Source organism: Acidovorax sp. FG60 (genome assembly GCF_057808995.1).
Genome location: NZ_JBMDJC010000008.1, coordinates 52063 through 77384 on the forward strand (window position 1 = coordinate 52063; position 25322 = coordinate 77384).

The following is a 25322-nucleotide window of genomic DNA, read 5'->3' on the forward strand; positions in this document are numbered from 1 at the left end:
TAGACTGGTGATCGCTCAACGAAAATGAGGTGCGCATCATGCCCGACGAAACCCCGCCCGCCAGCCCTGCACGCCATGTCTTTGTCTATGGCACCTTGCGGCGCGGCGGATCCAATGACATCACCCGCCTTCGCCCGGCGCCAAGATTCATGGGGGCCGCCCAGGTGCCTGGGGTGCTCTACCACCTGGGGGCCTATCCCGGCATGGCGTTGGGCGGGCCCCTGGGGGTGGTGCACGGGGAGGTGTATGCCATTGAGCCAGCGCTGGAAGCCGTACTGGACGAGATCGAGGACCTGGGGGCGACCCCCAGTGACGAGTATGTGAAGCGCGAGATCGTGGTTGATGTGGGCGGGCAGGGCGTGCCTTGCCTGGTCTATGAGATCAATCCCCGGCATGTAGTCTCTGCACCCCGGATTGCCGGGGGGGACTGGCTGCAAGCGCCGCCTTCGGCCGTGTTGTGAATGACGATCTTTGTTTTTTGCAATACGGAATTTTGATTCCTCAATGTGGAATGCGATAGATGTTGCATTGCCGCATTTTTTCTCGATATGAGAAATCAATTTCTGTATTGAGAAATGCTGTGGTTAAGTTGTTGTTTTTCAAAGAGAAAATTTATCTCTTCTATAAGACATAAGAGCTTGCACAAGTCTTATAGAAGACTTAAAGTTGTCTCCAAGGGCGGCACAAGCAGCCCGGCGTTTTCAACCAACCTCTGGAGTGATCTCATGCCCCAATCCCTCAACGAACAACTGAGCCGCGAACAGCAAATTGCCGCCCTGGAAAAAGACTGGGCGACCAACCCCCGCTGGAAGGGCGTGAAGCGCGGCTACTCCGCTGCCGACGTGGTGCGTCTGCGCGGCTCGTTGCCCATTGAGCACACGCTGGCCAAGCGCGGCGCTGAAAAGCTGTGGGACAAGATCAACGGCGGCGCCAAGAAGGGCTACGTCAACGCGTTCGGCGCCATCTCCGCCGGCCAGGCCATGCAGCAAGCCAAGGCAGGCCTCGAAGCCGTGTACCTGTCGGGCTGGCAAGTGGCCGCCGACGGCAACACCAGCGAAACCATGTATCCCGACCAGTCGCTGTATGCCTACGACTCGGTGCCCACCATGGTTCGCCGCATCAACAACACCTTCAAGCGCGCTGACGAAATCCAGTGGGGCCGTGGCATCAACCCCGGCGACAAGGAATTCATCGACTACTTCCTGCCTATCGTGGCTGACGCTGAAGCCGGTTTCGGAGGCGTGCTGAACGCGTTCGAACTGATGAAGAACATGATCCAGTCGGGCGCTGCTGGTGTTCACTTTGAAGACCAACTGGCCGCCGTGAAGAAGTGCGGCCACATGGGTGGCAAGGTGCTGGTGCCTACGCAAGAAGCCTGCGAAAAGCTGATCTCCGCACGTTTCGCGGCCGACGTGATGGGCGTGTCCACCATCGTTCTGGCCCGTACCGACGCTGAAGCAGCCAACCTGATCACGTCCGACCACGACGCCAACGACAAGCCCTTCCTGACTGGCGAGCGCACGCAAGAAGGCTTCTACCGCGTCAAGAACGGCCTGGAGCAAGCCATCAGCCGTGGCGTGGCCTACGCCCCCTACGCCGATCTGGTGTGGTGCGAAACCGGCGTGCCAGACATCGGCTTCGCCCGTGAATTTGCGCAAGCTGTGCACGCCGCCTGCCCCGGCAAGCTGCTGTCGTACAACTGCTCGCCCTCGTTCAACTGGAAGAAGAACCTCAACGACAAGCAGATCGCTTCGTTCCAGGAAGACCTGTCGGCCCTGGGCTACAAGTACCAGTTCATCACGCTGGCCGGTATCCATATCAACTGGTTCAACACATTCCAGTTCGCCCATGCATACGCCCAGGGCGAAGGGATGAAGCACTACACCGAGATGGTGCAAGAGCCAGAATTCGCAGCACGCGAAAAGGGCTACACCTTCGTGTCGCACCAGCAGGAAGTGGGCGCAGGCTACTTCGACGACGTGACCACGGTGATCCAGGGCGGCTCGTCCTCTGTGAAGGCCCTGACGGGTTCGACCGAAGAAGAGCAGTTCCACTGATCTGAAATCCCCCGTACGGGGGATGGGGATACAGCAAGAAAAAAAGCCACCCCTTGGGGTGGCTTTTTTCCGTCTCTCTTTTTCGTCTGGTGTTGGACGCATCGGGGCCGGGCGGTACGCGCACATGGGCTTTGCGCGGTCTTTCCGGGGAGTTCGCCCCGTCAGTGCACAGTGATGGGACGGGTAATTGCCGAAACGTCGCAATCCAGTGGGCCCAGCGTCGACGAAATGGTGGCGCCGTAGGCTTGGCTTGCGGGCATGGTCAGTGTCCATTCCAGATCGTAGTAGTTGGAACCAAGGTACCGGGCGTGCGCGGTGGTCAGGGGCTTTTTGTACTCGGCGCCCTGGACCTTCCAATGGGCCTGTTGTTCGATGGGGTAGTCCCTGCCGCACCGCAAGGCAACACGCACGATGGTTTCTGGCGCAGGCGGGAGGGTGAGGGTCAGGCCTTCTGCGAGTCGTGCTGGCAGGAAGGTCATGTAGTCCATCTTTTTGTTGGACAGGACATTGTTTTCTGCCTTGCCATTGACCAGCGCACCAGTGTTGCGGACTGCATAAATCGCGCTGGCGCCCACTGTGGTCATGGCCTGCAAGCCTTTGGTGAAGTCGAACCGGAGTGCATCCTGATCGTTGGCGATGAAATAAAGGGTTTGCGAAACCTGCCCCGTCGTAGCCGGAGAGGGGCAAGGCGCGTCGAGCGTCCGGTTGGCGGCGTTGCTCATCACCATGGGGTCCAGGCCGACGACTTGGTCCTGGCAAATCCCTCGGCTCGACAGGCCGTCGCGCATCGCATGCAGGTACTTGAATGTGTACCCCGGAATCTTGTATTCCAGGGGTTCCAGTTTGGGGAAAAACAGCGATGCGAGCAGGAGATCGTATTTGCCCCTTTTCTCGAACTGAAGGTAAAGGTTCAGATGGGCGACGACAACGAGGACCAAGGATGTTGCGGCTAGGGCATTGAAGTGCCCGGTCGAAAGTGACGCTTTTTCGCTGGCGCGCGCCAAACCATGGGCCGCCAATACTGCAAGCCACGGGTGCACCACGTCCAGGTGCCAAAAAGCGCCCTGGCTTAGAAAAGCCATGGAAACGATGAACCACAGCACCGTGGTGAGCAATATCCAGCGGAGGGTCCGCTCTTTTGCTGCATAGACGATGCCCAGCAACACCCCTCCCAGCATCAGAGTCAGGTGAAAGGCCGTCAGTGCGCCCAGTCCACTGATGGCCGGCTGGATGCTCTCAATGGCGCTGTAGGGCATCAGGAAAACGTCACGCCATTTGTCCATGTCCAACAGATTGCTGAGCCAGCCATGGCCGGAGGCTGTGGCGGCCGACGCAGGCGCGGGCGACAACAGCTTCGAGACGGCCCCTGATTGGCTTCCCCACACGGCTGCCATCCCTGCAATGAGGAGCAGGGAAGCCAGCGTTCTACGGTTTAGGAGAACCTGGTAGTTCAGCAGTGCGTAGGCTCCCAGGCCCAGCAACAATGGCGCTGCAGAGGGGTGGATTTGTACAAGCAGGAATGCCGCCAGCGGAAGCAACAGCCCATCGTGGCGGTGCTGTTGCGCAAGGCTGATGAACAACCCCAGGACCACATTGCTCAATGTCATCACCAGAGCAGGATTCCAGGCGCTGTGGGTGTAGAAAGACGCAAAGACGGGGAATGCCAGCACTGCATAGGCAAGTGCACATCTGGAACCCAACTGTGCGTGGATGACGCGGAGCAGATACCAGACCGACAGCGCAAACAGAGCGCCGAATGTGATGAAGATCGCAGCCTCGGTGTCCCTGATCAGAAGGGGCAGGGCGAGCAGGTAGTAAAAACCTGGCGGCAGGTTGAAACGTTCCCCGAACAGCGGAGGACCGTTGAGCGGCCATTCCTGGTGATGGATCAGTCTGCGTGCAATTTCCACGTCACGGATCTGGTCAGGGCCGTGGAATGTAATGTCAAAGAAGTAGACCTGTATGGCCCCCAGGATGGCGACAAAGATCAGCGCTATCCAGTAGCTTGATGTTCGCTGGCGGGTCATCAAAGCGGCTGTCTGCATGTGTACCTTTTTGATCGTCTTGTTGCTGGGCGCTGCGCCCTGTTCCTCGAAGGGCAGGAGAGCCCAAGACCCCTGTTGCGCGGGGTGTGATGGGCCGTTGCCAGAGCTTGTTTAGGGCATGTCCGAGGTCTTGTGCGTGAAGGTCCAGGCGTTGTTGAGAAGGAAATTGTTCAGTGCCACGGCGCCCACAGCTACAAACGCCCCCCAGCCGTACCACAGGCCCAGAAAATCCGTGAACAGCTTGATGATGAGGATGTTCAGCCCCAGGCCGATCAGCGACACGATGCAGTACCTGATCAGCGAAGCCCAGTAGCTGCCAACGTATCCAAAGGTCCAGATCCTGTTCATTCCGTAGGAGATCAGCAGTGCAAATACAAACCCTGTGGTGGTGGCAACGACCGGCCCTGTTAAGCCAAGCTCCACCAGCAGGAACAGGGTGGACATGTGCACTACGGCACCGATAACACCCACAACGCCATAGCGAAGCAGTTTGGAAAAGGAGGGCATGAGGGCAATGGTGAATGTGAAATAGCGGTGCCGTGACCCCCGCGTGGTGGAGAAAGAAGGGTCAGTGCGACATGGAGCGCTCAGGCGTGCGGCCTGCGTTGCCGGATCAAGGGCTGGCGGGGTTGTCGGGTTGGTTCAGAGGCAGCTTCTGGGAGACGATGTAGCGGGGTCGTTGTTTGACCTCGTCATAGATGCGCGCGAGATACTCCCCGATGATTCCGAGGCCAATCATCAGTGAGCTGCCGATGATCAGTAGCAGCAAGATGACGGTGGTAAAGCCGTTGATCGCCGCTCCCGACAACTTCATGTACACCGTGTGCATCCCCAGCATGACGGAAAATGCGAAGAAGAGCACACCAAAGATTGTGATCAGGTGCAGTGGAAAAGTGCTGAAACTTGTGACGGCAACGGCCGCAAGGCGAATCAGGCCAAAGACAGACCATCCCGAATCTCCAGCGATGCGGGGCTCCACCTCGAAGGGGATCTGCGTAGACCGGAACCCCATCCAGCTGATCATGCCGCGAAAGAAGACGTTGCGTTCTTTCATCGTGCGATACGCCTCGATGACCCGTTGATCAAGCAGTTTGTAGTCGGACGCGCCGTTCAAGTCGTGGCCGGAGAACGCCCGCAAAATTAGATAAAACAGTTTTGCCCGTGCTGCAGAGAGGCTGGATTCGTCGCCCCGGCTGGATTTGACCGCTTCCACGATGTCGAACTCGCCAGTGCGCCAGGTTTCGATCATGGTCGGGAGCAGGGAAGGAGGGTGCTGCATGTCGCCGTCCATGATGATCACCGCCTTGCCTCGTGCCGCCTCCAGGCCTGCCGACACCGCCGCTTCCTTGCCAAAATTGCGACTCAGGCGCAGACCCCGCAACCGGGCCATGGTTTGAGAGATGGCGGTAATTTCATTCCATGTGTTGTCTTTGGACCCATCATCCACCACCACGATTTCCCAGGTGGAGGCTGACACAGCCAGAAATTTCTCGACCTCCCGCAAGGTGAAGCGGATGCCGGCTTCTTCACAATAGACAGGGATGACAACGGAAATCTCAGGGTGCATAAACATTCTCATAAAGCCGATCCTGGCCGAAGATCAGCTACGAGCCAGTGTGGGGGGGTGTACCGAAGTGCTGCCTTGGGGTGTGGCTGCGCAATCGGTGCTAGCGGGGTGCTGTTGCTTGACGCCCGTGTTACCGGGACGCCTGGCTTGGTGACGCCCTAGTGCAGGACTTTCTCACATTTCGACGCACCGACTGTAGTTGCCAGATTGACTACCGCCAAAAATCATCGCACAGTTTTGCTCATGGGGCGGGCGTGTTCATGGGTGCTCCAGTTGTGTAAGCGAAACGTCTTTGATGATGTGCGCAAGCGCGTTGTCTGGGCAATCGATCCCGGGGCGGGGGTAAAATGCCAAAAATTCCACTTACAAGAGCGAGAAAGGCAATCTGGTTATGACACCGCGAACTACATCGGAGATGTTGACTGGCCGTTAAGGCTGGCTGTTCGCGCCTGCACGAGATTGCACTCCTCATCCAGAAAGCGCGGACCCGTTCCGCGCTTTTTTGTTTCTGGGCCTGGCGCGTGCCCGCATCCATTGCACTGATTGAAAAGAAAGAGTTACTCCCATGATTCACATCACGCTTCCTGATGGCTCGCAGCGCGAATTCCAGGGTCCTGTCACGGTGGCCGAAGTGGCGGCCTCTATCGGCACCGGTCTGGCCAAGGCGGCTCTGGCCGGCAAGATTGACGGCAAGGTGGTGGACACCAGTTACCAGATCACGGCCGACAGCCCGCTGTCCATCATCACGGCCAAGGATGCCGATGGCCTGGAGGTCATTCGCCACTCCACAGCCCACTTGCTGGCCTATGCCGTCAAGGAGCTGTTCCCGGAAGCCCAGGTGACCATCGGCCCGGTGATCGAGAACGGTTTCTTCTACGACTTTGCGTACAAGCGCCCCTTCACGCCTGAGGACCTGGTGGCCATCGAAAAGCGCATGGCCGAACTCGCCGCCAAGGACGAGCCCGTGGTACGCCGCGTTCTGCCGCGCGACGAGGCCGTGGCCTATTTCAAGGGCCTGGGCGAGCACTACAAGGCTGAGATCATTGCGAGCATCCCCAGCAATGAAGACGTGAGCCTGTACCGCGAAGGCAATTTCGAAGACCTATGCCGTGGCCCCCACGTGCCCAGCACGGGCAAGCTGAAGTTCTTCAAGCTCATGAAGGTAGCGGGCGCCTACTGGCGTGGCGACCACCGCAACGAGATGCTGCAGCGTATTTATGGCACGGCCTGGACTTCCAAAGAAGAACTGCAGCAGTACCTCACCATGCTGGAAGAGGCCGAAAAGCGCGACCACCGCAAGCTGGGGCGTGAACTGGACCTGTTCCACATGGATGAGCATTCGCCCGGCACCGTGTTCTGGCACCCCAAGGGCTGGGCTTTGTGGCAAGAGGTGGAGCAGTACATGCGCCGCGTCTATCGCAATAACGGCTACCAGGAGGTCAAGGGTCCACAGATCCTGGACAAGAGCCTGTGGGAGAAAACGGGCCACTGGGACAAGTACCGCGACAACATGTTCACGACCGAGTCGGAAAAGCGCGAGTACGCGCTCAAGCCGATGAACTGCCCCGGCCACATCCTGATCTACAAGCAGGGGATCAAGAGCTACCGCGACCTGCCATTGCGCTACGGCGAGTTCGGTGCCTGCCACCGCAATGAGCCTACGGGCGGCCTGCACGGCATCATGCGCGTGCGCGGCTTCACACAGGATGACGGGCACATTTTCTGTACGGAAGAGCAGGTGCTGGAAGAGTGCGCCAACTACACGGCGCTGGTGCAGAAGGTCTACAAGGACTTTGGCTTTACCGACATCATCTACAAGGTGGCCACACGGCCCGAGGCACGCATTGGCACGGACGAGTCGTGGGACCGCGCGGAGAAGGCGCTGATGGATGGCCTGCGCCATTCGGGTTGCGAGTTCGAGATTGCCGAAGGCGAAGGTGCGTTCTATGGTCCGAAGATCGAGTACACGCTCAAGGACGCGCTGGGCCGTCAATGGCAGTGCGGCACGATGCAGATCGACCCCAACCTTCCCGAGCGCCTGGACGCCGAATACGTGGCCGAAGACGGCAGCCGCAAGCGCCCACTGATGCTGCACCGTGCAACCGTGGGCAGCATGGAACGGTTCATTGGCATGCTGATCGAACACTATGCCGGGGCGTTCCCGGTCTGGCTCGCTCCGGTGCAGGTTGCGGTGCTCAACATCACCGACGCACAGGCCGATTACTGTCGCGAAATTGCCGCAAAACTGCAAAAAGCACTTCCGAATCAAGACCTTAGGGTGGCGGTCGATCTGCGCAACGAAAAGATTACGTATAAAATACGCGAGCATTCGTTGCAAAAGCTGCCGTACATCCTTGTCGCGGGCGACAAGGAAAAGGCCGCAGGAGCCGTCGCAGTGCGCGGCCGGGGCAATCGTGACCTCGGCGTGATGTCTGTTGAAGCGTTCGCTGAGCTGATCGCCCAAGACATTGCCACCAAAGCCTGATTTTTAGTGAAAACATGCTTCGGCGCCTGCCATGTGTACGGTTGTAGCTACAAAGTTTGTAGTATTTTGATTGAAGGAAGATAGCCATCGCTACTGAATTTCGTGATCGTCGCCACCGTGAAGAGCGCAAGCACCGCCTGAACCGTGAAATCATGGCTCCGGAGGTCCGTCTTTCGGGTCCTGATAACGAGCCTTTGGGTGTTGTCAGTCTGATGGAAGCCCTGCGCATGGCGGGCGAGTTGGATGTGGATCTGGTGGAAATCGCCGCTACGGCGAACCCTCCAGTGTGCCGCCTCATGGACTACGGCAAGTTCAAGTACCAAGAGCAAAAGCGTGCGGCGGAAGCCAAAGCCAAGCAAACGGTCATTGAGATCAAGGAAGTCAAGTTCCGTCCGGGCACGGACGATGGCGACTACAACATCAAGATGCGCAACATCCGCCGTTTTCTGGCGGATGGCGACAAGTGCAAGATCACGCTGCGATTCCGGGGGCGCGAAATCACGCACCAAGAACTGGGCTTGGCTTTGCTGAACCGGATTCGTGACGAATTGGCAGACAGCATCATCATCGAGCAGTTTCCCAAGTTGGAAGGCCGCCAGATGATCATGATGATTGCCCCGGGCAAGAAAAAGCCTGCTGGTGCCAAGCCAGCAGCAGAGGTTGCTCCGGCAACGGGCACCGCAGCCTGAAGTTGTGCGGGTTGGTATGAGATTTTGAATGCTGCTCCGTCATCGGGGCAGGGTTCAAAAAGGCAGTGTTTCGGCACTGCTGAGCGAAGGGTGCGAACCCTTCGATAAAAGTGGCTCGGGGCCAACAAGTTTGCAGATCGGTTTGCAAACGCCTCACGAGCACAAACAAAAGGAGCATTCACATGCCCAAAATGAAGACCAAGAGCAGCGCGAAAAAACGTTTCCGCGTTCGTCCCGGTGGCACCGTCAAGCGCGGTCAAGCCTTCAAACGTCACATCTTGACCAAGAAGACCACCAAGAACAAGCGCCACCTGCGTGGTGCAGTTGCTGTGCATGAGACCAACATGGGCTCTATCGCACAAATGCTGCCCAGTGCTGGCCTTTAATAACGACGAACAAGGAGTACATACATGCCTCGCGTCAAACGTGGTGTAACGGCCCGTGCCCGTCACAAGAAAGTTCTCGCCCTTGCCAAGGGCTTCCGTGGTCGCCGCGGTAATGTCTACCGTATCGCCAAACAGGCGGTAATGAAGGCTGGGCAATATGCCTACCGTGACCGCCGCACCAAGAAGCGCGTGTTCCGCCAGTTGTGGATCGCCCGTATCAACGCCGCTGCCCGTGAACTGGGCCTGACCTACAGCCAGTTCGCCAACGGCCTGAAGAAGGCATCCATCGAGATCGACCGCAAGATGCTGGCCGACCTCGCCGTGCACGACAAGGCTGCCTTTGGCAGCATCGTGAACCAAGTCAAGGCCAAGCTGGCTGCTTGAGATCACGATGAGCGGCTATCGTTCTGATAGCTGCTTGCGCAATAACAGCAAGGGCTAGAGCTTGAAAAGGCGCTAGCCCTTGTTTATTTTTCACGAGCGATAAAGAGTCGTATGAACGAGTTGGATTCCCTGGTCGAGAGCGCGACGCAACTGTTTGCCCAAAGCGCCACCCCCGCTGATCTGGAAAACGCCAAGGCGCAGTTTCTGGGCAAGTCGGGCCGCGTGACCGAGCTGATGAAGGGCATGGCGCAGCTGTCCGTCGAGGAAAAAAAATCCCGTGGCGCAGCCATCAATGTGGCCAAGCAAGCCATTGAAGCCGCACTGACCGCACGCCGCCAGGCGCTGGCCGACGCAGAATTGCAGCTTCAGCTCAAGGCCGAGGCATTGGATGTGAGCCTGCCAGGCCGCCAGCGCGGGCAGGGTGGTCTTCACCCGGTGTCCCTCACGCTTGAACGCATCCAGGGCATCTTTGGCTCCATGGGTTTTGACGTCGCCGAAGGCCCCGAGATCGAAACCGACTGGTTCAACTTCACCGCATTGAATACGCCGGAAGACCACCCTGCGCGGTCCATGCATGACACGTTTTATGTCGAGGGCGGCACTGCCACTGCCCCCAACCTGCTGCGCACGCACACCAGCCCCATGCAGATCCGCCACGCGGTGCAGCATGTCAAAAAGCACCGTGCCGCGCTGGATGCCGGCCAAGCGATGCCCGAGATCCGCGTCATTGCGCCGGGCCGCACCTACCGGGTGGACAGTGACGCCACGCACTCGCCCATGTTCCACCAGTGCGAAGGCCTGTGGGTTGGCGAAAACGTGAGTTTCAAGGATCTTAAGGTCATCTTCACGGATTTTTGCCGCACGTTCTTCGAGAGTGACGACCTCGTGCTGCGCTTCCGTCCCAGCTTCTTCCCCTTCACGGAGCCCAGCGCTGAGATCGACATCCAGTTCCAGACGGGCCCATTGGCCGGCCGTTGGCTGGAGGTGGCAGGCTCGGGCCAGGTGCACCCCAACGTGGTGCGCAACATGGGCCTCGACCCCGAAAAGTACATCGGCTTTGCCTTTGGCATGGGACCGGACCGCCTGACCATGTTGCGCTATGGCGTGAACGACCTGCGCCTGTTCTTCGACGGCGACATTCGTTTCCTGTCGCAGTTCCAATAAGGCAAAAAAGTGAGCTGCTAGCGCTTGATTTCAATGGGCTCCATCGCCTTTTGACATGGAAATAAAGAACAGACAAGCGCAAGCAGCTATTTTTTTCAGAGCAAACGCCAAAGAATCTCTTCACTATGCAATTCCCTGAGTCCTGGTTGCGCGAATTTTGCAACCCACCGCTGACCACCCAAGAACTGGCCGACACGCTGACTATGGCGGGTCTGGAAGTTGAAGAATTGCGGCCCGTGGCGCCGCCTTTCACGAAAATTGTGGTCGGCGAAATCAAGGAAGCCGTTCAGCACCCGGACGCCGACCGCTTGCGCGTGTGCCAAGTGGACGTGGGGCAGGGGGCCTTGCTGAATATCGTGTGTGGTGCTCCCAACGCCCGTCTGGGCATCAAGGTGCCTTGTGCGCTGGTGGGGGCCGAACTGCCGCCGGGTGATGACGGCAAGCCGTTCCTCATCAAGGTGGGCAAGCTGCGCGGTGTGGAAAGCCAGGGCATGTTGTGCTCGGCGCGCGAACTCAAGCTGTCCGAGGACCATGGCGGTTTGCTCGAACTCGATGCTTCTGCGCCGGTGGGCCAGGACATCCGTGAACACTTGAACTTGGATGACACGCTGTTCACCCTCAAGCTCACGCCCAACCTGGCGCATTGCCTCAGCGTCTACGGGATTGCGCGCGAAGTGTCCGCACTGACCGGGGTGCCGCTGCAGCAACCCTCGTTCCCCGCCGTGGCTACCAAGCTTGCAGACCGGTTGCCGGTCAAGGTGAGCGCTCCTGACCTGTGTGGCCGCTTCTCCGGCCGCATCGTGCGCAACGTGAACACGCGGGCTGCCACGCCCCAATGGATGCTGGATCGCCTGGCCCGTTGTGGCCAGCGTGGTGTGTCGCCGTTGGTGGATATCTCCAACTACGTGATGTTTGAGCTGGGGCGCCCGTCTCACATTTTTGATCTGGACAAGATCCACGGCGGCCTGGATGTGCGCTGGGGCAAGCCCGGTGAACAGCTCAAGCTGCTCAACGGCAACACCATCACCGTGGACGACAAGGTGGGTGTGATCGCCGACGACAGCCAAGTCGAGTCGCTGGCCGGCATCATGGGCGGCGACGCCACGGCAGTTTCCGACGATACCCAGCACATTTACATTGAGGCCGCCTTCTGGTGGCCCAAGGCGGTGGCAGGGCGCTCGCGCCGCTTCAACTTCTCGACCGACGCAGGCCATCGCTTTGAGCGGGGTGTGGACCCGAGCCTGACCGTGGAGCACATCGAGCGCATCACACAGCTTGTGATTGATATCTGCGGTACGCCTGACACGGTATGTGGCCCCATGGATGATCAGGCGGTGAATCTGCCGGTACCCCGGCCGGTCGCACTGCGTGTCGCACGTGCGGCCAAGGTCATCGGTATGCCCCTCACCCAGGCGCAATGCGCTGATGCATTGCAGCGTCTGGGGCTGCCCGTGGTGCAGGACGAGGGTACGCTCACCGTCACGCCACCGTCGTTCCGGTTCGACATCACGATCGAGGAAGACCTGATCGAAGAAGTGGCGCGCATGGTGGGTTACAACAACCTCCCCACCACCCCACCGCTGGCGCCCATTACGCCCAAGTTGCCGGCCGAGGCCACGCGCAGCCCGTTTGCGGTGCGCCGTTCATTGGCAGGCCTGGGGTACCAGGAGACGATCAACTTCAGTTTTGTGGAAGAGCGTTGGGAGCACGAACTGGCCGCCAACACACAACCCATCAAGCTGCTGAACCCCATTGCAAGCCAGATGAGCGTGATGCGCTCTACCTTGCTGGGTTCTCTGCTACAAGTTTTGAAGTTCAACCTGGACCGCAAAGCACAGCGTGTGCGGATGTTCGAATTGGGCCGCGTGTTCCTGCGCGACGCGAGTGTGCGCAACACGGACACCACCGTGGAAGGCTTTCATCAGCCTATGCGAGTGTCAGGCCTGGCGTATGGCCCGAACGACACCTTGCAATGGGGCCGCAAAGAGCAGGCTATCGACTTCTTTGACGTGAAGGGCGATCTGGAGGCGCTCCTGGCGCCTGTGCAGGCCATGTTTGAGCCTGCGACCCATCCTGCCATGCACCCGGGCCGGTGTGCGCGCGTGCTGGTGAATGGGCGTGCCATTGGTTTTGTGGGCGAGTTGCATCCTCAGTGGCGCCAGTCGTGGGATTTGCCACAGGCGCCTGTGATGTTCGAGCTGGAGCTCGACGCCGTGCTGCAACGCGTAGTGCCCCAGTTCAAGCCAGTGGCCAAGCATCAGGCTGTTGAGCGTGATCTGGCCGTAGTGGTGGCCGAGCGCGTGACGCACGCCGACATCATGGGTGCGGTGGAGCAGGCCGTTCCCGATGGCATGCTGCGGTCTGCCGTGCTGTTTGACGTGTACCGGCCCAAGGCATTGCGTGCCGGTGAAGAGACCCCCGCAGGTGGCCTGGCTCCCGGCGAGAAGAGCCTGGCTGTGCGTCTCACTCTGGGGCGTGACGAGGCCACGCTCACAGAGGCCGAGATCGAGGCGGCGGTGCAAGCCGTGGTCGCACAGCTGACGCAGCGGGCGGGCGCACGGCTGCGGATGTGACGATGTCCAAAGGGAGTGATAAATCATGATCGAATTCGCAGTCGAAAGCCTGGAGACCCCAGCGCTGACCAAGGCGCAGCTGGCCGATCTGCTGTTCGACCAAATCGGCCTGAACAAGCGCGAGTCCAAGGACATGATCGATGCGTTCTTTGACCTGATCTCCCAGAGCCTTGTGGAGGGCAAGGATGTCAAGTTGTCGGGCTTCGGCAACTTTCAGATTCGGACCAAGGCTCCACGACCTGGTCGTAATCCGCGCACGGGCGAGGCCATTCCGATCAAAGCACGCCGGGTCGTGACGTTTCATGCCAGCAGCAAGCTCAAGGAGCAGATCCAGACGGCCGCCGCCTCGTGAATTTGTGCGCTTTTTGTGACCAGAATGTTGCCGATGGCTGGCGGTCTGTGCGCGTCTGCAGTACGCTAGTCGGCTGTTCGGTTTGAATCCACAACCCATGGGCACCCCGCTTCCTTCCATCCCTGCCAAGCGCTACTTCACGATTGGTGAGGTCGCGGAGTTGTGTGGCGTCAAGCCCCATGTTTTGCGCTATTGGGAGCAGGAGTTCACGCAGTTGCGTCCCATGAAGCGGCGCGGCAATCGGCGCTATTACCAGCACCATGAGGTGTTGATGATCCGCCGCATCCGCGATCTGCTGTACGACCAGGGGTTCACGATCAGTGGTGCACGCAATCGTCTGCAGGAGCTTGCGCATCCGGCCCGCGATGATTCCGGAACCGACGCTGCATTGAATGGTGATGGCCTGGATTCCCAGATGCCCAGCATGCTGGTGGATAGCGCGCGTGACCTTTCCATCGAGGCGATGGGGTTCACCCTGGACTCCAATGCGGTGCGCAAAGAATTATTTGAGATTCGTGCGCTGCTTTCTCTGAACTGAGGTTTTTTGTGCATATAATCTAAGTCTTGTCGGCGTGTAGCGCAGCCTGGTAGCGCACTTGCATGGGGTGCAAGGGGTCGCGAGTTCGAATCCCGCCACGCCGACCAATAACGATAAGGGCTCCTAGCTATCAAGTTAGGAGCCCTTTTTCTTTGTTCGGCGCCCAGGGGTCCACCCAGGGGTCCACCAGTTCTGGGACGGGATGGGCTTCCCTTGCGACATAGATGGGTGCAAGATGGGTGCAGAAACCCGAAGCGCACACGTATTCCCTGCATGCTGTAGAGGGTTTTGCGCTGGATGGGCTGGTGAACTGGTTACGTGCCCCGTGTCCGGTTTCGTTCTTGCGCGTTGCATTGGCCTGGTAAGAAGCGCCTCACCTTTAGCGCTGCTCGATTTCTCCGGGATCGGCGTGCTTGGCGCGCATTGTGGAGATCCAAGTGCTCAGGGCGCGAACTCGCGTGTAGATGCCGGCTCCCTGATGCTTCGCGCAGTCGACGCCGCGGCTGACGATGCCGATCACGAACTGTCGGCCGCCCAGCTCAGCCACGAGCGGTCCCCCGCTGTCGCCGCTGCATGCGTCCTCGACGTTCCCCCCTGCACAGATCATCAGCGTGTCCGCCAGCGGAGGTATCCCAGGACCCGATGCTTGGCATGTCGCGCCGGGATGGATGGTGACGTTCGCTGCCAGCAAGTCGGTGGAAAACACCCCCGATTCCGTGATACCCCAGCCGAAGACCTGGGCCTTCGCTCCTACGGCGTCCAGCGACGCTTCGGCCGCGGAGGCGAGTTCCAGCGGTTTTGCCGCGATGGGCTGGTCGAGCTTGAGCAGCGCGGCGTCGAAGCGCCGGGACGAGGCGCTGTATTCCAGTCCCTGGTGGTAGTAGGTCTCGAGTTCGTTGACCCGGCGCACGGTTCGCTCCGGATCATTGAGATTCCGCGTATTGGCGATGACGCGGACGTCGGAGGCGTCGATGCCATCAAAGCAGTGGGCGGCGGTGAGAACCCAGCGCGATGCAATGACCGCGCCTCCGCAGCGGATTGCATCGGGGGTCTTGCGCAGCACGATTGCCACTTGCCAGGATAGCTCCAGCGATGGATCGGGCTTGAAGCCCTTGTAGATATAGGGCTTGGTGCCTTCCTGCCAAGCGGCCGCGAGGGCGAGGCCGCCGCAGCCCGCCACAGCGAGGCCGAGGAACAGCCGCCTCCTATTGGTTGCGGGCCTTGTCGAAGGAGCCATACAAACTGTCCAATGCGCTCAGATCCTTGGTGGCAGCGAACAGCGCGTCAACCAACTCGCTGGGGCTTGACGGACCGGCCTCGATAGCCCGCGTGTAGGTCCAGTACCAAGTGCGCAAGCTGGCTAGAGTCCGGTCGGCGATCGTGAGAGCGCCCAGCACCTTGGCGTGCGCTGCTGCGGTCTCGGCGAACGCGTCTGCGGCCTGCAGGTTGAGAGTGCGGGGCAAGGCCGGGTTTCGTGCATCGCGTAGCAGTAGCAAGGCCTTGCGCTCAAGGTATTGAAGGTGCTCGCGCAGCATACGGGAGTAGGCGCTGCGCGCACCCGGTGGTACTTTGGACTTGCGCAGCTCCGGATCGTTGGCTATGGCGCCTTGGCTCGTGCTGGAATCGAGTTGGTCCAAGGCGACAGCCACCTCTGCCTTGTAGATGGCGACGTACTGGCGTAGCGCGGCAGCGCGAAGCTCGCGGTCCGTGATCTGCTCGATCTTGAGGATGAGCGCACCGACTGCTTGGATCACAGCTACCGAGCCCAACGCCTTGACATCCGTGCCGAAATCAGGCCCAGTGATCTCCGCAGCAAAGTTCTGTCGGATCACAGTGCCGCAGTCCAATTCGCGCTTCACGATATCGGCCTCCTGCTCGGCCGCGTCCTTCCGGCGTTGTATTTCCCGGGCCTGGTAGTCGCCCAGTGCAGTGAGGCTGTTGAGCGTCTTCTGTGTGGTGGCGATGCTCTGCTGATAGCCCGAAAAGCTGGCATCAGGTTCCTTGCTGAGCACGGTCAGCTGCCGCTGGAATGCGTCCAGCGCATCGAGCGCTTCTGCCGGAATCGGTGGAGGCGGCGCGCACAGCGCGCTGATCAGGCCATTTAGTTCAGTGGCGTCCACCTGGCTGTTGAGAATGGGCGCGGCTGCGTAGAACGCCATCCGGGCAGCGTCCGCCTCGGCCTGACGTTGTCGCAGTTGTGAAATGACGGGGCTCACTTTCTCCGTGAGCGCCTTCTGCTGGCTGAATGTGACACAGCCGCTCGCTAGCAGCGAGAGACCAGCCGCCGCCGCTGCCTTTGAGATCCGCTTCATCATCCGCCCCTCCGTTGGTTGCATTTCCGATACGAAGGGAATGTAAACGTCATTGCCAAAAGCGACAAAGAGGATTTGTCATCGGGAAATCCGCCCGTTCACGCTCGCGGCACCTGTGCCATTCGCGGCCCGCGCAAGTGCCTCAGTCGATTCAAGCGGTTCGGCAGCGCTCTCAAGCTGTGGGGCACGCGCGAGCCATCGCAGTGACACCGTGCTGGCGGTCATCTGCCTGGATAACGCCGAGGTGATCTCCATCAAAGAGCGCAAGCGTTAGCCGACCGTGTGCCGACGGTCGCTTTCGACGTGATCGAGGCTGCAGTCCGCGAGACGCAGACGGCAGTCTAGGATTCGCAGGGCTCCCAGGAAGATTGAGGAACTCGGACATTCGACGGCGCCAGCCGACCATATCGTGTGGTGAGAGGCTGGAAGGCCCTTGGAGGTCTTGACATGAAGGTCGCCGCTGATAGGGTAACTGTCAGGAGGTGCTCATGCGAAAAGCCATCTTCCTCTTCTTCCTGCTGCTGGGCATCGGTGCTGGGTACCTGTCGGCCCGCAACGATGACTGGGGCCTGTGTGTTGTCATGATGGCCGTGGGCGCGCTGTTCGGCGCAGCGATCGGCGGTGGGCTGTCACAGATCGGGAAACGGCAAGGTCGCCTTCCACTCCAAACCGAAGAAGAAATCGAGCCCATCCCTGGGGGACTTGGAACGTCAAGCCGTGATGTCGCGGCCAACTACTGGCGCGATGAAGGACACATGCCGTTCATGAAGCCACCGCGACCGGAGCTTGGAAACCACATGTTCGACGCCGACAAGAACATCTAACGGATCTACTTCTTCAAGGCGTCCTTAACGGCTTGAGTCGCATCGTTGATGATCGGGGCGGCGTCTTCTTTGATCTGCTTCCCAGTCTGCTTCATCAGGGAACGCTCGGAAGCTAGGGTGCCGTCTGGTGTCTGCGTGATCTGGGCTTTTCGGTCGAATCCTCCCTGATCGGCCGAAGTGCTTGCCCGGATGCGCTGACCCTCCTGATGAATCGTGCTGCGCACCGATGAAGGCGAACCCGCCATCGGCGCGGGGGGCGCTGCGCCGCCACCGAACCGGCGCACGTCACCTTGATTCGATTGGTGGCGCCCTGTGAGGTCGGGTGCAAGTGCCGGATCGCCGGAGTTCCGCAGGTGATGGGCCTGAAGGTCGCCAAAGGTCGTTGGCACCGCCGTGCCGTCCGAGAACACGCTATGCGGGCGCAGGGATTGTCGGGCCAGTTCCGCTTCCATCAGCACGTGCGCGGAGGCGCTGTTGCCGCCGTACTGCTCGGCGTAGCGGGTGAACATGGCGAGGTTGTGCGGGTCCTGGGCGATGTCGATAGAGATCGTCTCGCCCCGTTCGTACGCTGTCGAGACGCGCTCCGCGAAGGCGCTTCGCTCCGCGAGGCTTGCGTCGGCACGCTCCGAGCGTGTAGCGGTCGAAGACAGGCGTGAGGCGAGGTCCTGGGCTTCACGTGCATCGCTCGCTATGACGTTCATGAAGCTCCTGTCCTGCGATGCTCGGTCGCCGAACTGCTTGAACTCGGCAAGTTGTTCACTCGTCATGGAGGCAAGAGCCTGCTGCTCTGCCTTGGACAAACCCGATGCATAGGCCTTCTCAGCTGTTGCGTTGCCTTGTAGACCGAAGAGGGGGGTGTTGACGCCAAGTCGGCCAGAGGCCCCCAGCGCTATTCGCGCGACCTGCGCCTGTGTCAGGCCCGTGGTGTCCGAGACGCTCCTGCTAATCTGGTCCAGCCGATTGAGCGTCTCGCCGAACTGCTCGAAGCTGCTCGACGTGGAGCCGCTGCTGCTGCGCGACGACCGCAACTTGGCCACGCCCTTCGTGAAGGCCTCCGCCAGTACGGACGATCGCTCGCTGCTGGCCGCCACCGCCTCGCTGCGCGCGGCATCCACCTGCCGGCTGGCGTCCTGCACGTCCTGTTCGGACACCCGCATCGACACGACCCGCGATGCGTAGCCCTGGTTGCGCAGCAGGCTCACCGCCGTCCTGCCCGTGAGCGCGTTCGCCGAGAAGGTGTTGCCGCTCAGGTCGTGCTGCCAGCTCCCCATGAATGCCGAGGTACGGTTCGGCGCGAGCTGCATCTGGTCCATGGAGACGTTGCCCAGCGACGTATTGCCGACGGTGACCGCCGAAGTCGAGCCCGACAGCATGGCCTGCAAGCCTGACAGCCCGCCCACCAGCGCCGTGCCGAAGTTCTCCATCCTTTTCAGTGCGGCCCAGGCTACAAAGGGAATGCTAATGGCGAGATACCCCACGATCGCCTCACCCGAGAGCGCGCGGGAATAGATCACCGAGGCCGTCTGCAGCGCCAGCGCCTTCGTGCCGGTGCCCAGGTCCGCCGCGGCTGCCAGGTCGTAGGCCGCGTAGATCGAGGCCATGTAGTTGAGGATGGCGTACAGTGGAGGCCAGAGCTGGATCCAGATCAGGATCGACGCATACCCCTTGAACGCCATCATCGTCTCGCGGCCGCTGGTGAGCAGCAGCAGGAGCACGAACAGCGGGAACATCGCGTAGGTGACCGCTTCGATCACGTTGCGGAAGACGGGCAGTGCCTGCTCGGCGACCTTGCCGTAATTCAGCCACGAGGCGTTCATCTGGGCGACGGCCTGGGCCCGGCCCACGGCCAGCACCATGGCCGCCGGGTCATTGACCTTCTGCCCGACGATCTTGCCCGTGTCCTCCAGCGCGTTGAGCATGGCGTTCTGCCGGATGATGTCCGCGGCGGTGGCTGACGCATTGGCAATGCTGTTCTTGAGGTAGGCCTGCTGGATCTGGCCTGCGATCGCGGCCGCCGCCGCGGTGCCGGGTAGCGTTGGGTTGAGCTGGAAGGCCAGACGCCCCTGGATGCGTTGGAGTTGCGCCGGCAGCCGGCCATTGAGGCTCTGGTACACGTTCGGGCAGGTGTCCACGCCCACGGCGCCGCCTGCGCCCGTGAGCGTGCTGAACCGCGCAGGGTTGGGCGAGGCCATCAGCGGCCAGACATCGTCGGAGGCGGAGAAGGTGGCCGGATCGAGCGAGCTGTCGATCAGGTCATACATCGCGCAGTTGTGAATGAAGTTCACGAGGTCCGTGCGGAAGGCGGGGTCCTGGAACACCACGTTGCCGGTCTCCCTGACCAGGCGGTTCCCGAACATCAGGCCGTTCTGCTGGTAGGAGAGCTCGGCCGGCAAGGCCCCCGCGCCGGGGATCACCTGGAAGGCGGTCTCGAACAGCCCGGTGAGCGTGTGCCCGATGGTGCTGGTCAGGCTGCCCAGCAGCGCCACCCCGAAGGGCACGTTGTCCACGACCTTGACCGGCGAGCCGCCGGTCTTGTCGATGATGCCCACGGTGACCTTCGGGACGATCAGGATGCCGAAGACCAGCACCACCGAGGCCAGCCACTTCCAGCCTTGGAGCTTTTCAGGGGCGAACGCGTAGGCGATCAGGGCGGCGACGAAGCCGCAGAAGGCCACCGCCGCGACTGCCGATGCGTAGTCGCCGGAGGCGTGGATCGCGGCGGACGCATTGAACACCCCAAACAGGCTGTCCGCGTTCTGGTAGGCGTAGATCTCCCACATGGTCGTGCCCTACCATCGGCGTCAACGCGACAGGTGGGCCGCCTGCTGGCCCAGCATGTCCATCACATGCTGGGGCATGCTCGAGCGCAACTGGCGCTCCAACTGCTCCAGGTGGCTGGCGACGGCGCGGTAGGAACCGACCTTCGCATACAGGAGGTTCTTCTCCTGGGAGATCTGCAGCAGGATGGCCTGAGCGCGCTGGCGGATCTGGTTGGCCTGGTCGCGCTGCGCCTGCTGCAGCGTGTAGTCCTTCGCCAGGGCCGCCATGCCCAGGCGCAGGTTCCTTTCGAGAAAGACGTAGGCGTAGTCCGCCGCGATCACGTCGCGGTACTGGCCGATTAGGCTGTCGGCCAGGCCCGAGCCCGGGATGCTGGTGCCGACCGAAAGCATCTTGTAGACCGGCTCGGTGGTCTGGTTGACGAAGCCGACCTCGGCGGAGTTGTTGGGGATCGCCGTGCGGGTGGCGATGCGGTCGGCGATCGAGCGCATCATGGTCTCCACGCGCGCCGTGAAGGGCACGTGGTCGTAGGCGGTATTGGTCGAGACGACGTCGCAGGCCGAATAGTCGTTGCAGCGCAGCAGGTGCTGGATGACGTTGTTGCCCGAACCGGCTGCCTGGCCGTAGAGCAACTGGCTGATCGACGTGAGCGTCGGGGCGATCGGCTCCGGATCGCGCCCCGATTCCTCGGGGTAGTAGATGACGGTGCCGACCATGCTCATGATGAGCTCGCGCCCCGCGTCGTCGAGGTAGGAGCCGGTGTACTGCAGCGCCTTCCAGGTCAGGTTGCCCACGAACGGAGCCTTGTTGCGCACGTTGGCGTCACCCGAGGAGCGGGCGGAAGACAGGATGCTGGGCCGGTCGGTCGAGCAGCGCCGGCGGGCCGCGTCGCGGTCGCTCTCCAGGCCCATCTCCATCGCCAGGTCCGAGCAGGTTTCCTGCGAGCTGTAGCCCACCGCCTCGGCTGCGGAGCTGACGATCGCCTTCGCGGTCTCGCAGGAGTTGATCCGGGCGTTGTTGATCCAGGTCTCCAAGCCCTTGGCCCACTTTGTCAGGCCACCCAGCAGCGGGGAGACGGCCTCGAGCGCGAGCTGGAACGCTATGCCGGGCAGCGCGGCCGTGATGTTGCGCAAGAGGTTTTTGAACTCCTGCGCGGAGATGTGCGAGAACGAGCCGCCGAACACATCGATCCCACCGCAGCCCGCCTTCACGCTCGGGAACTGGATCGCCGCGAGCTGGTAGACCTTGTTGGGCGAGCGCATCATGAGCGAACCGCCTGTGTAGGTGTTGTAGGTCTGGCCGCGGAACGCGCCCGGTGCGGTGTAGTTCCCTATGGCGCCCAGGTTGTTGAACATGTCGTTGACCTCGCTGTTGAGGTCGGCGCGCGCCGGCAGCGTGGCGGACAGCATGGCCAGGGCCACCGCCAGCGCGACGGCCTTGCGGGCATGGACAGGACGGGAGGGATGGGACATGGAGACCTCCTAGGGCAGGGCCATGTGCTGGGTCGCGCTGGGCAGCGTGGCCTCGCCGGTGGGCGAGGAAACGATGGCGATGCGCTCGAGCAACTGCGACTCGGAGAGCACGCCGGAGCCGATCGGGGTGATCTTTCCGGTGGCGGGCTGGGCCAGGAACACGGCCGGCACCTGGGTCACCTGCAGGGCCGTGGCGATGCCGTTGTCGGGGCGGGAGCGCGGGAAGCCCGGCATCGCGCCGCCATCCACGCTCACGGCCACGACCTGGATGCCATGGCGTGCCTCGAACGCCTGCAAGGTGGGCGCGAAGGTGTGGCAGTACGGGCAATCGCTGCGGTAGAAGAAGATGAGCACGTGGTCGCGGCCCAGCGTGGCGACCGAGGCGGAGCGGTCGGTCCGTTGCTGGCGTTCGAAGACTTCCAGCGCCTGGGCGTTGACGGGCCGGCCCTGCAATGTCGGATCGAGCTCGGGCGTGGCCCAGGCCACGCGTTGCGCCACATCGGCGAAGTAGGATGCACGGTTCACCACCTGCATCTCCAGCTCCATGTAGCGCCGCACGTTGGACTCGGTCGGCCGCATGATCGCGATGTTGCGCAGGTCTTCGAGGGTCTTCTGCAGCCGCTCGAATTCCACCAGTTCGGGCGGACGGGGCGAGGCGACCGGCTGGGCCGGCTTGGCCGGGGCGGCCTGGGCGCGTGGCGGCGCGGGATCCTCCAGCGGAGGGTCTTCGTAGAAGTGCCAGCCGCGCCAGCGGTCGGACCAGTAGGCGCGGGTCTCGCCGTGCCCGGCGGCAGGGGCCGCTTCCTGAGCCGCAGCGGCGCTGGCGACCAGCGCCAGAACCGGCAGCAACCGCAGGCACGCAGGGGAGGGACGGATCGTCATGACGTCCTCACAGCAGCGACTTCGGCGGCAGGCCGTCGAGGCAATAGTTGATGCCGAACTCGATCGTCTGCTTGCGCGGCGCCGCCATGTTGGGCAGCTTCACGCCTTCCTGCCAGAAGAGCACCTTGAGCCGGCTGCAGCCCGCCTCCCGGTAGCGCTTCGCGGTGGACACATCGATGTAGATCGGAGAGGTGGCCTGGAAATGCCGGGTGATCGCATCCGCCACTTCGCCGGTGAGCACGCCGTGGGCCGTGCCGTCCGCTGACTGCAGGGCCGCCAGCAGGACGGGCCGCGCATCCGACACGGGCGTGCGGACTGGCTCGGCATGCACTCGCGTGGCGAGGAGGAGGATCAGGGCGATGCCTGCGAAGCAGCACCCGGCGCGGGTGGCGGTGTTCATTGGCATCTCCCTTTGCCGTAGTAGCAGTTGCTTGCGCGGCCGGCGGCGCCGCCCTGCATCGCGCCCACATCGGGCATGTTCGGCACGATCGACGCATAGAACTCGGTCAGGTCCATGCGAGCGAAGTCCAGGCTCTGCAGCTGTGCGATCGTGAAGCCCGAGCAGTCCGGCCCCTCGGCTGTGCCCCACCACTTCGCGACCTGAAGCCGACCCTGCTCGTTGATGATTCGGGCCAGAACCGAGTTGAAGCAGCACTTGGTCGTGGTGTGCGTGATGCAGGAGACGCACTTGCCCAGGACGCGGATGCACGATGAGCAGTAGGTGCCGACCGTGTGGCACAGCCGCGCACCTTCCTTCATCGCGAGCTTGCCTTCCTCTTCGTCGCAGGAGATCGCCGACATCACCACGTAGATGACGATCGCGATGACCAGGCTCCATGGGTCGAAGGCCACCACCACGCTCTCGCCGGCATAGAGCACCGCCGAGCCGGCAGGCAGGGCCGTGCCATTGATGGCCACCGTGACGCCGTAGGTGGTAAAGCTGCCTGAGAACCCGCCGCTCATCAGCAGCGCCTGCATACCGTGGTAGAGGAATTCGCGATTGCCGGAATTCATCAACACATCGAAAACCAGCCTCGACCCGACGCCGAACATGCTCTGGTTGCTCATTCCCCTGCCGGCCGAGTCCGAGGTGCAGCAGTTCTTGAGCAGCCGGTCGCGGCAGCGGTTGGCTTCGCCCTTGAAAACCTGCAGGTTGTCTGTGTCGAGGTAGACCCCGGCCTCGCGTCCCGCTTCCAGGAAGGACATCGACCGGGCGAAGTCGGCATCGTTGGTGTAGGTGGTGTTGAAGCAACTGCCCGCGATGCAGAAGACGTCGGTCGGGCAGTTACGCGCCGTCACCGCCGAGCTGGCGGCCACCGGGCAGTTGTAGGTGTTCTCGGCGACCTCGCAGGTGCCTGTGGCCGGGTTCATCTGGCGGCAGACCGTGCTGTTCGGGGTGCAGCCCGCCGCGGCCAGCGGCGCGCACTCGTCGGTGGGCGCCCCATACTGGCACGAGAGCGAGGTCTCGTAGCGCCAGCACGCGCGCGTCACCGACGCCCCGTCGATCACCTTGGTGGCCGGTCCTCCGACGCAGCGCGCCGCGCCGGTGATGGCGCAGCGCCCTTCGCTCTCCAGCGCGGGGCACTGATCGTCCCACTGGTCGGACTCGGTCACCGTGGTGTGCGGCCGCTCGAAGCTCAGCGCCATCTGCGGGATCGGGCCGTACAGCGGGTTCAACCGGAAGCCGACGATGGGACGGTTTCCGCCGGGACGCCAGTAGGAAGCCGGGTAGGTACCCGTCGTGTCCTGGCCCGGCGCGTCGCTGGGGTCGGTGCTGGGGGCATAGCAGCGGCCCTCTTCGAGGTAGGTGATCTGGGTGTCACCGGCGTCGCCGCCCGAGCCGGTCGTGTAGGCGATCCGGTCGCCGCTTTGCGTGCCGGCGGGGCAGGCGCCGTAGACCTCGAGGAATGGGCGCTCGTTGGTGCAGTTCGTGTCTCCGGAGTCCCCGCCGCCGCCCATGCAGACCTGGCGGTATTCCTGCGCGATGAAGCCGGTCAGTCGGCAGGCGTCGCCATTGCAGCGGTTGTTCACGACCCAGACGCCGTTCTGGCCCCCCGGCGGCCACGAGGGGATGGGCAGGGGCGCCACCATCTGCGGAAACACCAGCCCCGAGGCGGCGTCCACGTCGAAGAAGGCTACGGGCACGCCGCCGCTGGTCACCCGGAAGCGTTGCCCTGAGGCCGGCTGGTCCGGCTTGCACTGCACGGCCAACGCGACGCTGCCGGACGCGGCCTGGGCGAACCACTCGCCCGGCGGGCAACTGCTGGTGCGTGAGATCGACACGGACAGCGTGCGGCCGCAAGACTGGGCCGTCGCGCCGCTGTACTGTCGGCATACGCGGGTCTCCGCCGAAGGCGTGGCCACGGTGTATATCTGGCAGCCGCTGTAGTAGCTGGCGATGTCCTCCAGTGCCGTCGAAGGGTTGGCCGCCACGCGGCGCGCGCCAAGGACGGCAGGGTCGTAGGGCGAGACGGCCTCGCGCGGCGTGTTGGCCGAGGCCCGCGCGCCGAGCAGTGCCTGGCAGGTGGGATCGTTCGGGGTTGTCGCGCAGGCGGCGAGCCGGGCGCTGGTCTGGCCTGAGAGGTTGGGCTGGCCGTAGTAGCCGCGCTCGGGGGGCGTGGTGGTGTAGCCCGGAACCACCGCAGAGGCGTCGGGGGCGTTGATCGCGCCGCGGATCACAGGGTTGGCGGCCTGGCCCGCGGCCGTGCCCTCAGCATGCGGTCCGGTTTGGGCGGCCGTCTGCGTCGTGACGAAGCAGGTCAGCGTGAACCAGACGATGGTCCGGCGCAGCAGAAGGGAGAGGGCGAGGCGCAT

The 25322-nt window shown here is 62.1% G+C and carries 21 protein-coding genes and 1 tRNA gene; 12 read left to right on the forward strand and 10 right to left on the reverse strand.

The window, feature by feature from the left end:
* The first annotated feature begins 38 nt into the window (after positions 1 to 38).
* Both ACODS0_RS13410 and aceA read left to right on the forward strand, forming a co-directional pair.
* Complete coding sequence (locus tag ACODS0_RS13410) at positions 39 to 461, forward strand: gamma-glutamylcyclotransferase family protein (RefSeq protein ID WP_488835492.1); 423 nt, start codon at positions 39 to 41, stop codon at positions 459 to 461.
* A gap of 264 nt (positions 462 to 725) precedes the next feature.
* Positions 726 to 2057: an isocitrate lyase gene (gene aceA, locus ACODS0_RS13415; RefSeq protein WP_055402695.1), complete on the forward strand. Its 1332-nt coding sequence runs from the start codon at positions 726 to 728 to the stop codon at positions 2055 to 2057.
* Between the two features lie 161 nt (positions 2058 to 2218).
* Here the strand turns inward: aceA and ACODS0_RS13420 are convergent, their stop codons facing one another.
* From ACODS0_RS13420 to ACODS0_RS13430, 3 genes are all read right to left on the reverse strand, one after another.
* Entirely contained in the window at positions 2219 to 4102 is a 1884-nt protein-coding gene (locus ACODS0_RS13420) for a hypothetical protein (RefSeq protein ID WP_488835494.1), read from the reverse strand.
* 111 nt (positions 4103 to 4213) lie between these two features.
* Positions 4214 to 4609: a GtrA family protein gene (locus ACODS0_RS13425; protein ID WP_055402691.1), complete on the reverse strand. Its 396-nt coding sequence runs from the start codon at positions 4607 to 4609 to the stop codon at positions 4214 to 4216.
* Between the two features lie 106 nt (positions 4610 to 4715).
* Complete coding sequence (locus ACODS0_RS13430) at positions 4716 to 5669, reverse strand: glycosyltransferase family 2 protein (protein ID WP_082437676.1); 954 nt, start codon at positions 5667 to 5669, stop codon at positions 4716 to 4718.
* Between the two features lie 565 nt (positions 5670 to 6234).
* Here ACODS0_RS13430 and thrS point away from each other — a divergent pair.
* From thrS to ACODS0_RS13475, 9 genes are all read left to right on the forward strand, one after another.
* A complete protein-coding gene (gene thrS / locus ACODS0_RS13435) occupies positions 6235 to 8154 on the forward strand; it encodes a threonine--tRNA ligase (RefSeq protein ID WP_121506057.1) in 1920 nt (639 codons plus the stop codon).
* A gap of 80 nt (positions 8155 to 8234) precedes the next feature.
* Positions 8235 to 8843 (forward strand): translation initiation factor IF-3, encoded by a 609-nt coding sequence (gene infC, locus ACODS0_RS13440; RefSeq protein WP_082437675.1) that lies wholly within the window; start codon positions 8235 to 8237, stop codon positions 8841 to 8843.
* Positions 8844 to 9025: 182 nt separating this feature from the next.
* A complete protein-coding gene (rpmI, locus tag ACODS0_RS13445; protein ID WP_055402683.1) occupies positions 9026 to 9229 on the forward strand; it encodes a 50S ribosomal protein L35 in 204 nt (67 codons plus the stop codon).
* A gap of 24 nt (positions 9230 to 9253) precedes the next feature.
* Positions 9254 to 9613, forward strand: a complete 360-nt coding sequence (gene rplT, locus ACODS0_RS13450) for a 50S ribosomal protein L20 (RefSeq protein ID WP_121420463.1) — start codon at positions 9254 to 9256, stop codon at positions 9611 to 9613.
* Positions 9614 to 9724: 111 nt separating this feature from the next.
* On the forward strand, positions 9725 to 10777 hold the full coding sequence (pheS, locus tag ACODS0_RS13455) for a phenylalanine--tRNA ligase subunit alpha (RefSeq protein ID WP_228897934.1): 1053 nt from the start codon (positions 9725 to 9727) through the stop codon (positions 10775 to 10777).
* A 125-nt stretch (positions 10778 to 10902) separates the two neighbouring features.
* The gene (gene pheT / locus ACODS0_RS13460; RefSeq protein WP_488835498.1) at positions 10903 to 13350 is read left to right on the forward strand and encodes a phenylalanine--tRNA ligase subunit beta; all 2448 of its coding nucleotides are present in this window, start codon (positions 10903 to 10905) and stop codon (positions 13348 to 13350) included.
* A gap of 25 nt (positions 13351 to 13375) precedes the next feature.
* Positions 13376 to 13702 (forward strand): integration host factor subunit alpha, encoded by a 327-nt coding sequence (locus ACODS0_RS13465; protein ID WP_035198379.1) that lies wholly within the window; start codon positions 13376 to 13378, stop codon positions 13700 to 13702.
* A 97-nt stretch (positions 13703 to 13799) separates the two neighbouring features.
* Positions 13800 to 14240: a MerR family transcriptional regulator gene (locus ACODS0_RS13470; protein ID WP_055402676.1), complete on the forward strand. Its 441-nt coding sequence runs from the start codon at positions 13800 to 13802 to the stop codon at positions 14238 to 14240.
* A gap of 30 nt (positions 14241 to 14270) precedes the next feature.
* Positions 14271 to 14347, forward strand: a tRNA-Pro gene (locus ACODS0_RS13475).
* 272 nt (positions 14348 to 14619) lie between these two features.
* On the opposite strand, the gene ACODS0_RS13480 is transcribed toward ACODS0_RS13475, so the two are convergent.
* The gene (locus ACODS0_RS13480; RefSeq protein ID WP_060987586.1) at positions 14620 to 15477 is read right to left on the reverse strand and encodes a serine protease; all 858 of its coding nucleotides are present in this window, start codon (positions 15475 to 15477) and stop codon (positions 14620 to 14622) included.
* Positions 15446 to 16555 (reverse strand): hypothetical protein, encoded by a 1110-nt coding sequence (locus ACODS0_RS13485; RefSeq protein ID WP_488835501.1) that lies wholly within the window; start codon positions 16553 to 16555, stop codon positions 15446 to 15448. The genes ACODS0_RS13480 and ACODS0_RS13485 overlap by 32 nt, the downstream gene beginning before the upstream one ends.
* A 485-nt stretch (positions 16556 to 17040) precedes the next feature.
* On the opposite strand from ACODS0_RS13485, the gene ACODS0_RS13490 reads away from it, so the two are divergent.
* Positions 17041 to 17376, forward strand: coding sequence for a hypothetical protein (locus ACODS0_RS13490; RefSeq protein ID WP_060987587.1), 336 nt, complete (start codon positions 17041 to 17043; stop codon positions 17374 to 17376).
* A 5-nt stretch (positions 17377 to 17381) separates the two neighbouring features.
* Here the strand turns inward: ACODS0_RS13490 and ACODS0_RS13495 are convergent, their stop codons facing one another.
* Genes ACODS0_RS13495 through traN form a run of 5 tightly spaced genes read right to left on the reverse strand, consistent with a single transcriptional unit; the run spans position 17382 to position 25322 of the window.
* The gene (locus tag ACODS0_RS13495; RefSeq protein ID WP_060987588.1) at positions 17382 to 20156 is read right to left on the reverse strand and encodes a conjugal transfer protein TraG N-terminal domain-containing protein; all 2775 of its coding nucleotides are present in this window, start codon (positions 20154 to 20156) and stop codon (positions 17382 to 17384) included.
* A 21-nt stretch (positions 20157 to 20177) separates the two neighbouring features.
* A complete protein-coding gene (locus ACODS0_RS13500; protein WP_060987589.1) occupies positions 20178 to 21626 on the reverse strand; it encodes a conjugal transfer protein TraH in 1449 nt (482 codons plus the stop codon).
* Positions 21627 to 21635: 9 nt separating this feature from the next.
* Positions 21636 to 22508, reverse strand: a complete 873-nt coding sequence (traF, locus tag ACODS0_RS13505; RefSeq protein ID WP_488835504.1) for a conjugal transfer protein TraF — start codon at positions 22506 to 22508, stop codon at positions 21636 to 21638.
* 7 nt (positions 22509 to 22515) lie between these two features.
* Complete coding sequence (locus tag ACODS0_RS13510) at positions 22516 to 22908, reverse strand: hypothetical protein (protein ID WP_060987591.1); 393 nt, start codon at positions 22906 to 22908, stop codon at positions 22516 to 22518.
* Positions 22905 to 25322: a type-F conjugative transfer system mating-pair stabilization protein TraN gene (traN, locus tag ACODS0_RS13515; protein WP_060987592.1), complete on the reverse strand. Its 2418-nt coding sequence runs from the start codon at positions 25320 to 25322 to the stop codon at positions 22905 to 22907. Before traN ends, ACODS0_RS13510 begins: the two co-directional genes overlap by 4 nt.

Excerpts from the sequence above, each read along its gene's own strand:
- ACODS0_RS13410 (WP_488835492.1), top strand. The coding sequence starts at position 39 with ATGCCCGACGAAACCCCGCCCGCCAGCCCTGCACGCCATGTCTTTGTC.
- aceA (WP_055402695.1), top strand. The coding sequence starts at position 726 with ATGCCCCAATCCCTCAACGAACAACTGAGCCGCGAACAGCAAATTGCC.
- ACODS0_RS13420 (WP_488835494.1), bottom strand. The coding sequence starts at position 4,102 with ATGCAGACAGCCGCTTTGATGACCCGCCAGCGAACATCAAGCTACTGG.
- ACODS0_RS13425 (WP_055402691.1), bottom strand. The coding sequence starts at position 4,609 with ATGCCCTCCTTTTCCAAACTGCTTCGCTATGGCGTTGTGGGTGTTATC.
- ACODS0_RS13430 (WP_082437676.1), bottom strand. The coding sequence starts at position 5,669 with ATGCACCCTGAGATTTCCGTTGTCATCCCTGTCTATTGTGAAGAAGCC.
- thrS (WP_121506057.1), top strand. The coding sequence starts at position 6,235 with ATGATTCACATCACGCTTCCTGATGGCTCGCAGCGCGAATTCCAGGGT.
- rpmI (WP_055402683.1), top strand. The coding sequence starts at position 9,026 with ATGCCCAAAATGAAGACCAAGAGCAGCGCGAAAAAACGTTTCCGCGTT.
- rplT (WP_121420463.1), top strand. The coding sequence starts at position 9,254 with ATGCCTCGCGTCAAACGTGGTGTAACGGCCCGTGCCCGTCACAAGAAA.
- pheS (WP_228897934.1), top strand. The coding sequence starts at position 9,725 with ATGAACGAGTTGGATTCCCTGGTCGAGAGCGCGACGCAACTGTTTGCC.
- pheT (WP_488835498.1), top strand. The coding sequence starts at position 10,903 with ATGCAATTCCCTGAGTCCTGGTTGCGCGAATTTTGCAACCCACCGCTG.
- ACODS0_RS13465 (WP_035198379.1), top strand. The coding sequence starts at position 13,376 with ATGATCGAATTCGCAGTCGAAAGCCTGGAGACCCCAGCGCTGACCAAG.
- ACODS0_RS13470 (WP_055402676.1), top strand. The coding sequence starts at position 13,800 with ATGGGCACCCCGCTTCCTTCCATCCCTGCCAAGCGCTACTTCACGATT.
- ACODS0_RS13480 (WP_060987586.1), bottom strand. The coding sequence starts at position 15,477 with ATGGCTCCTTCGACAAGGCCCGCAACCAATAGGAGGCGGCTGTTCCTC.
- ACODS0_RS13485 (WP_488835501.1), bottom strand. The coding sequence starts at position 16,555 with ATGATGAAGCGGATCTCAAAGGCAGCGGCGGCGGCTGGTCTCTCGCTG.
- ACODS0_RS13490 (WP_060987587.1), top strand. The coding sequence starts at position 17,041 with ATGCGAAAAGCCATCTTCCTCTTCTTCCTGCTGCTGGGCATCGGTGCT.
- ACODS0_RS13495 (WP_060987588.1), bottom strand. The coding sequence starts at position 20,156 with ATGTGGGAGATCTACGCCTACCAGAACGCGGACAGCCTGTTTGGGGTG.
- ACODS0_RS13500 (WP_060987589.1), bottom strand. The coding sequence starts at position 21,626 with ATGTCCCATCCCTCCCGTCCTGTCCATGCCCGCAAGGCCGTCGCGCTG.
- traF (WP_488835504.1), bottom strand. The coding sequence starts at position 22,508 with ATGACGATCCGTCCCTCCCCTGCGTGCCTGCGGTTGCTGCCGGTTCTG.
- ACODS0_RS13510 (WP_060987591.1), bottom strand. The coding sequence starts at position 22,908 with ATGAACACCGCCACCCGCGCCGGGTGCTGCTTCGCAGGCATCGCCCTG.
- traN (WP_060987592.1), bottom strand. The coding sequence starts at position 25,322 with ATGCGCCTCGCCCTCTCCCTTCTGCTGCGCCGGACCATCGTCTGGTTC.